The sequence below is a fragment of the candidate division WOR-3 bacterium genome (genome assembly GCA_039802005.1).
Taxonomy (GTDB): domain Bacteria; phylum Hydrothermota; class Tepidihabitantia; order SM23-42; family JAOAFX01; genus JAOAFX01.
The window spans coordinates 1-6,719 of sequence record JBDRVV010000058.1; the positions used below are offsets into that span (position 1 = coordinate 1).

A 6,719-nucleotide genomic window follows, 5' to 3' on the forward strand; every position below is an offset into this window, starting at 1 on the left:
AATAAAGACCTGACACAGTTAATCGCCTCTACTTCCATTGCCACAAATGCCTCCTATGTTGGTTGTGATTGTAATGGGGGGACATTTTGTATCTTCTATAGAAGCCTTTCTGACTCATCAATCTATTATCGCACCACCATAGATGGTATAAACTGGGCACCACCTCAGCAATGGTCAATACCTTTAGCCGACTCATTGAGTATCGGCTATATGCAGATGGCATTGACCGATAATGGTGAACCGAGGATTGTCTTCGATGCCTATTCTGAAAGCGATAATACCAATCGGATATATGTTTCTTATGCATCAGGCGTGTCACCAGCATTACTTGTCCGCCTTCGTGATACCATATGTTTCTATCCCACGATTGCTACAGGTGGGAGTTATTCTGCAGTGTTATATAAGCGTTCCAGCAAAGCGGATTGATACTTTGCGCAATCGGGTTTATTATGTATATATTGTTGATATGGTGTGAGATATTGACCCCTACTGGCATCTGAGCTCGGGCACGGGTCTGGACCCAATTTATCTCTGTTTTGATTATGTTAATTATACCGGTGTTTGGGAGAATGAAAGATTGACGGCTGAAAATGCAGGGTTAAAATTGGCCGTCTTGCCGGATGTAGTAAGAGGTAATGCCAAAATCCATTTCTCGGTTTTACAATTACAGCGACTAAGTTTGGGTCTTTATGATATTTCAGGCAGAAAAGTTGAAACGGCTGTTGATGCAATTTTTGGACCGGGCACTTATACCTACTATCTCAATTTTTACCATTACAATTCCGGTATCTATTTTTTTAGTCCTCGCCGGCGAAAGGGAGATGATAAACCGGAAGATAATGATTGTAAGGTGAAGAATCATCAGATTCATTTTTTCGTTAAAGTAGAAAATAAAATTGGTGTAGATAGGTTTATACTCTAAAAACGAATTATTCATATTCCCATCGTAGAGTCTCTGTTTATTATATAACCCCATTATTTTATAATTCTAAAATTATCGAACAAATAAAATTATAATTTTTCCATACAACTTTCTATCTGGAATATAAAACGCTCGTGCCGCCATTATTTTCTTGACTAAATATAGATTTTAGTTATCATAATTCAACCTATGTCCGATGAACTGTTGCTAAACGACTTTGAGAATTTTTTGATAAGTCAGGGCAGTGAGTTGAATACTATTCAATCATATTTGCGGGATATAAAACAATTGGGATTATTTTTAAAGACCCAAAATAAGGATTTAATCTCGGTAAAGACCGAAGACCTGCGCAATTTTATCCATTCTCTTTTTGATATGGGTTTGAGTCCGGTCTCAATCAACCGGAAGATTTCAGCAATGCGGTCTTATTATACATTTCTTTACTCAAACAATCGTATAGATAAAAACCCTGCCGAAGATTTGGAAGTTTTAAAAGTAGGGAGAAAATTGCCCCTGACCCTATCTATTGAAGAAGTAAATGCAATTATTGATTCCGCAGATGAAAAGACACCCGCAGGTTTGAGAGATCGGGTCTGCCTGGAATTGCTCTATGGTTCAGGCTTACGCATATCAGAGTTGCTCAATCTTAAGATAAGCGACATTATGCTCAAAGAAGAATTATTAAGCATCATTGGTAAAGGGAATAAACAGCGGTTTGTACCTTTCGGAAAAAAGGCACTCCGGGCAATCCAGGAATACCTTCAGCAGGGACGACCCGCATTGATGAAAAAAAAGAAAAACCCGTATCTTATTTTAAATGCCCGGGGTAATAATCTCTCCAGGATGGGTTTTTTAAAAATCCTGCGTAAATATCTTATTAAATCCGGCATAAGAAAAAAAGTCACGCCCCATACCTTCCGGCATTCCTTTGCGACCCATTTGCTCCAGGCGGGTGCGGATTTGCGAGCGGTTCAGGAGTTATTGGGACATTCGGATATCTCCACGACCCAGATATATACCCATATTGACCGCGAATATCTGAAACAGGTGCACCGGGACCATCATCCACGGGAGAGAGAACTATGAATTTTTCATACCATATAAAAGTGATAATTTTAATTGCCGGAATAGTTATTTTCACCTTTGTTTCTCTTTCGCCCTGTCTTAAAAATGGCTATTGCAACTGGGATGATTATCATTTGATTACTGCTAATCATTCAATAAAAGAACTTTCGTGGAAAAACATCAAAGAGATATTTTCTTCGGGCTATGTCGGAACTTATATCCCGCTCACGGTTTTATCTTTTGCACTTGAGAATAAATTCTTTAAACTCAACCCTTTTGTTACTCATTTGATAAACCTGATTTTACATCTATTAAATGTAATTCTTGTCTTCGGTTTGCTCTATCTATTGACCGATAATCTATTGATTTCAGCAATTGTCAGTTTGCTCTTTGGTATCCATCCCTTACATGTGGAATCGGTTGCCTGGGCAACTGAGAGAAAGGATATGCTTTATTCATTTTTCTTTTTGAGTAGTTTGACTTTTTATCATTTTTACCGGCAAAAAGCGAAAAAAATATATTATTTCTTTTCCCTTTTGCTTTTTGTTTTTTCACTATTATCAAAACCAATGGCGGTCACCTTGCCACTGGTATTAATTCTGCTTGATTATTACTATGAGAAGCAGTTTAAAATAAAACAAATTTATTCAAAGATTGCCTATCTGGTACCAGCAATATTGGTAGGTATAATCAATATTCATTTTCAAGGTTCGGGTTCTTTATCGGCTATCAGTTATTTAAAGCACATCTTCGTTTTTTTCTATAATTTACTCTTTTACCTCTATAAATTGCTTTTACCCGCGAACCTTTCGGCATTTTATCCTTATCCAGAAAATTTTGAAAAATCTTTGCCGTTGGTATTTTTTGTGGCACCGTTAATCGTCGCGGTCATTGTGTATCTGATTGTCTGGACAAAAAAATTAACCCATAAAATAATTTTTGGTTCATTATTTTTTATCATCACCTTACTACCGGTCAGCCAGTTAATCCCCCTTGTGGCACCGGCAATCGCCGCCGACCGTTATGTATACATTCCTTCAATCGGGTTGTTTTTTATCTTTGGGCTATTAATTGATTGGCTATATAATAGAAAATTGGCGTCTGCAATGACGCTTAAAAATATTTTAATCATACCCCTGATAGTGATTTTTTTGCTTCTGGGTTTCATTTCTTTTAACCGTTGTAAGGTTTGGAAGGATAGTATCACCCTCTGGAGTGATGTTTTAAAAAAATATCCCAAAAATGGTATCGCCTATAATAATCGGGGCAATGCATATAAATTCATTGGTGAGTATGAAAAGGCGATTGAGGATTTCAATAAAGCGATAGAGTATTCCCCGGAACTGGAATTACCATATTTCAACCGGGGTTCGGTATATGAACGACTCGGTCAATATAAAAAAGCGATTGAGGATTTCACGGCGGCCCTTAATATCCAGCCCAATTTTGCAATGGGCTATGTTGACCGGGGGGCGATATATGTCAGGATTGGTGAATATGAAAAGGCATACAATGATTTGTCAAAGGCACTCCAGTTGAATCCTCAGAGCGCTGAATCGTACTACAATCTTGGGGTGCTTTATTTTAATGTAAAAAACTACAATCTGGCAATGGAACATTATAATAAGGCAATCGCAATTGACCCATATCTTGCAGTAGCATATTTGAGTAAAGGCGATATTTATTTTATTTATGGCGATTTTGGTAATGCCATTGAATATTATACAAAGGCACTACAGATAGACTCTTTAAATGTTGATGCATATTATAATCGTGCGATAGTTTTTACCAGAACTCATAACCTTGAACAGGCACTCAGGGATTATAATCAGGCGATAAAGTTGAAGCCAAATTTCGTACAGGCTTATAATAATCGCGGAAATATCTATTTTGATTTTGACGAATTTGAAAAGGCGATTTGGGATTATACAAAGGCGATTGAATTTGATTCCAATTATGCACCGGCTTATTATAATCGGGCAGTCGCTTATTATAAAATTGGTGAATTAGGTAAAGCCGGCAGGGATGTGGAAGTTTTAAAAAAATTGGGTGTAATACCGGATTCAAATTTTTTGAAATTATTGAATAAAACTAAATAAGGAGGTTTTATGGACTACTATATCCTTGTGATAAATCCTGGTGCTGGTTCAACCAGGGTCGCAGTTTTTAAAAATAATCAACCAAATATAGAAGAAAATATTCGCCACACTCCAGAAGAATTAAAACAATTCCCCAAAATCATTGACCAGTATCAATGGCGAAAGGATAAGGTGATTGATTATCTCAAAAGCAAAAATTTTGATTTGAAAAACTTGAATGCAGTTGTAGGCAGGGGTGGTCCTTTTAAGCCACTTACAAGTGGAACATATCTTGCAAATGAAAAATTGATTGAAGATATAAAAAATGGTAATTATCAATCAGAACATCCTTCGCTCCTGGGGGCAATGATTGCCAAAGAGATTGCCGATAGTATTGGTGTGAATGCGTATTTCGTTGATCCTGTATCAGTAGACGAATTCTGGGAACTCTCAAGGTTCTCAGGGTTGAAAGAGATAAACAGAAAGGCATTGAGCCACGCCCTGAATGTGAGGATGGTGGCAAAGAAGGCAGCGAAGGATCTAAAAAAGCCGTACGAAGAGTGCAACTTTGTTATCGTTCACCTCGGTACCGGGATAACCGTTGCAGCACACTTAAAAGGCAAACAGGTTGATTCATCAAATGCGAATGAAGATGGACCATTTTCTCCGCAAAGAACCGGCGCATTGCCGACAATTCCCCTGGTGGAGTTATGTTTCAGTGGAAAATATAGTGAATCCGAGGTGAAGAAAAAACTATTGCGCGAAGGTGGTTTACTCTCTTATCTTGGCACCGATGATATCCAAGAAGTGGAGAAAAAGATTGCCCAGGGCGATAAATATGCGGAACTGGTTTATAACGGCATGATTTACCAAATAGCAAAAGAAGTCGGTGCATATGCGGTGGTGCTGAAAGGCGAAATTGATGCGATAATCATCACCGGGGGTATTGCCCATTCAGAAAAATTTGTTAATACATTAAAATCCTGGATAGAATTTTTGTGCCCTAAATTTTTTGTATATCCGGGCGAAGGAGAGATGGAGGCACTGGCACTCGGTGTTTTGCGTGTTCTTATCGGTGAAGAAACCGCAAAAGAATATAAATAAAAATTGAGACGTTTTAGATTCCTTGACCTGTTAAAGGCTTATGCAGTGATAATGATGATTCAGGGGCATACCCTGGATGCGGTCCTTAACTCACAAGCAAAAAGGACAGGTTTGTATCAATTTATGCATCTCTTGAGAGGGCTTACCGCTCCTGCTTTTCTCATTGCGAGTGGTTGCGGATTGGCACTTTCCGTGTTGAGAAAAAAAGATTTAAAATGGCAGAAAATCTTAAAACAGCGCCTTATAAGAATCTTACCGATTCTACTCGCTGGATATTTCCTCCATATGCCGAGATTCTCACTTTATCAATTACTGACCCAGACCTCAAAAGAAGAAATTACACAATTTTTTCAGTGTGATATCCTCCAGACAATTGGCTGGACGATTTTATTGCTCCAGATAATTTTGATTTTTGTAAAAGAGAAGAGAATGATAATCACCGGTTCAATAATCGGCGTGCTGCTGATTCTCTATTTTACTCCCGCAGTAAATAACAACATCAAATCACCAAACTTCTTCACCCAATTATTAACCCCCAAATTTGGCTCAAATTTTCCTTTATTTCCTTTTGCTTCATATTTAATATTTGGCTTGATGTTCGGCATGCTGTTTTATGAGGTGAGTCAAAAGATAGAAAGCAGACTTCTCAATATTCTCATATTTATTTCTGGATGCGTCTTCTTTGGTTCTTCCTTTTTAATGAAGATAGAAAATTTTAATCTGTTCTATCTGCGCACTGGATTATTGTTAATCTTAATCAGTGTATTCTTGCTTTTTGAATCCAAGACGAGCAGGATTTTGGATTTTTTGGGAGCAATCGGGCAGGAATCTTTTTTGATTTACTTTGTCCATATAATGATTGTCTACGGTTCAGTTTTAAATGTCAAAAATAACTTCGCCCATTATTTTGGACAGACCTTGAATACAGGTTTGAGCATTCTCCTAGCATTATCTTTGATTTTACTTATGCTCGTAATCGGTTATCTATGGCATTTCTTAAAAAGTAAAAAGCCGATGGTGAGTAAAGTATTACGCAACTGTTTGATTGCATTAATTCTGGTGAAATTTTTAACCCAATATTAAATTTGATGCTACTTACTACCGAAAAAACGGATGTTATCTCACCAATAGCATTTTTTCTGCTAAGGCGTAATCACCTGTGTCTAATTTCACAAAATAGATACCCGCCGGCATCCTGCATCCATAATTATCACAGCCATCCCAGATGATGCTGGATACTTGATGCTGGAGACTGGATACTAAATTAAAGGATTTTACTAACCGACCTGAAACATCATAAATCGCAAGGCTTGATAAAATTTCGGATTTCGGATTGCGGATTGGGGATTGGGGAAAAGACATTTCGGATTGCGAATTGCGGATTGCGAAATTGTTTGGGATTTGGAATTTAATTATGCAATGATTTTTGAACGGATTGGGATAAACCTCTAATTTCGGATTGCGGATTGCGAATGGCGAAATTGTGGTTTCCTCGATTACGGTATATGTCCGTGCACCGAGATAAATCCGGCAGGAAGTGGGAGTTCCGT

General features: G+C 37.8%; 7 protein-coding genes. 6 read left to right on the plus strand and 1 reads right to left on the minus strand.

Annotation, left to right across the window (positions count from 1 at the left end; all coding sequences use genetic code 11):
- From ABIL69_11480 to ABIL69_11505, 6 genes are all read left to right on the plus strand, one after another.
- Positions 1–426 (plus strand): hypothetical protein (locus ABIL69_11480; GenBank protein MEO0124609.1); only part of this gene is annotated, 426 nt, incomplete at its 5' end.
- Between the two features lie 178 nt (positions 427–604).
- Entirely contained in the window at positions 605–922 is a 318-nt protein-coding gene (locus ABIL69_11485) for a hypothetical protein (protein MEO0124610.1), read from the plus strand.
- 189 nt (positions 923–1,111) lie between these two features.
- Positions 1,112–2,008 (plus strand): site-specific tyrosine recombinase XerD, encoded by an 897-nt coding sequence (gene xerD / locus ABIL69_11490; protein MEO0124611.1) that lies wholly within the window; start codon positions 1,112–1,114, stop codon positions 2,006–2,008.
- Positions 2,005–4,086: a tetratricopeptide repeat protein gene (locus tag ABIL69_11495; protein ID MEO0124612.1), complete on the plus strand. Its 2,082-nt coding sequence runs from the start codon at positions 2,005–2,007 to the stop codon at positions 4,084–4,086. Before xerD ends, ABIL69_11495 begins: the two co-directional genes overlap by 4 nt.
- A gap of 9 nt (positions 4,087–4,095) precedes the next feature.
- Complete coding sequence (gene buk, locus ABIL69_11500) at positions 4,096–5,169, plus strand: butyrate kinase (GenBank protein MEO0124613.1); 1,074 nt, start codon at positions 4,096–4,098, stop codon at positions 5,167–5,169.
- A gap of 3 nt (positions 5,170–5,172) precedes the next feature.
- Positions 5,173–6,252, plus strand: coding sequence for an acyltransferase (locus tag ABIL69_11505; protein MEO0124614.1), 1,080 nt, complete (start codon positions 5,173–5,175; stop codon positions 6,250–6,252).
- A gap of 33 nt (positions 6,253–6,285) precedes the next feature.
- Here the strand turns inward: ABIL69_11505 and ABIL69_11510 are convergent.
- Positions 6,286–6,719, minus strand: a 434-nt coding sequence (locus ABIL69_11510; GenBank protein ID MEO0124615.1) for a T9SS type A sorting domain-containing protein, incomplete at its 5' end; no start/stop codon positions are given.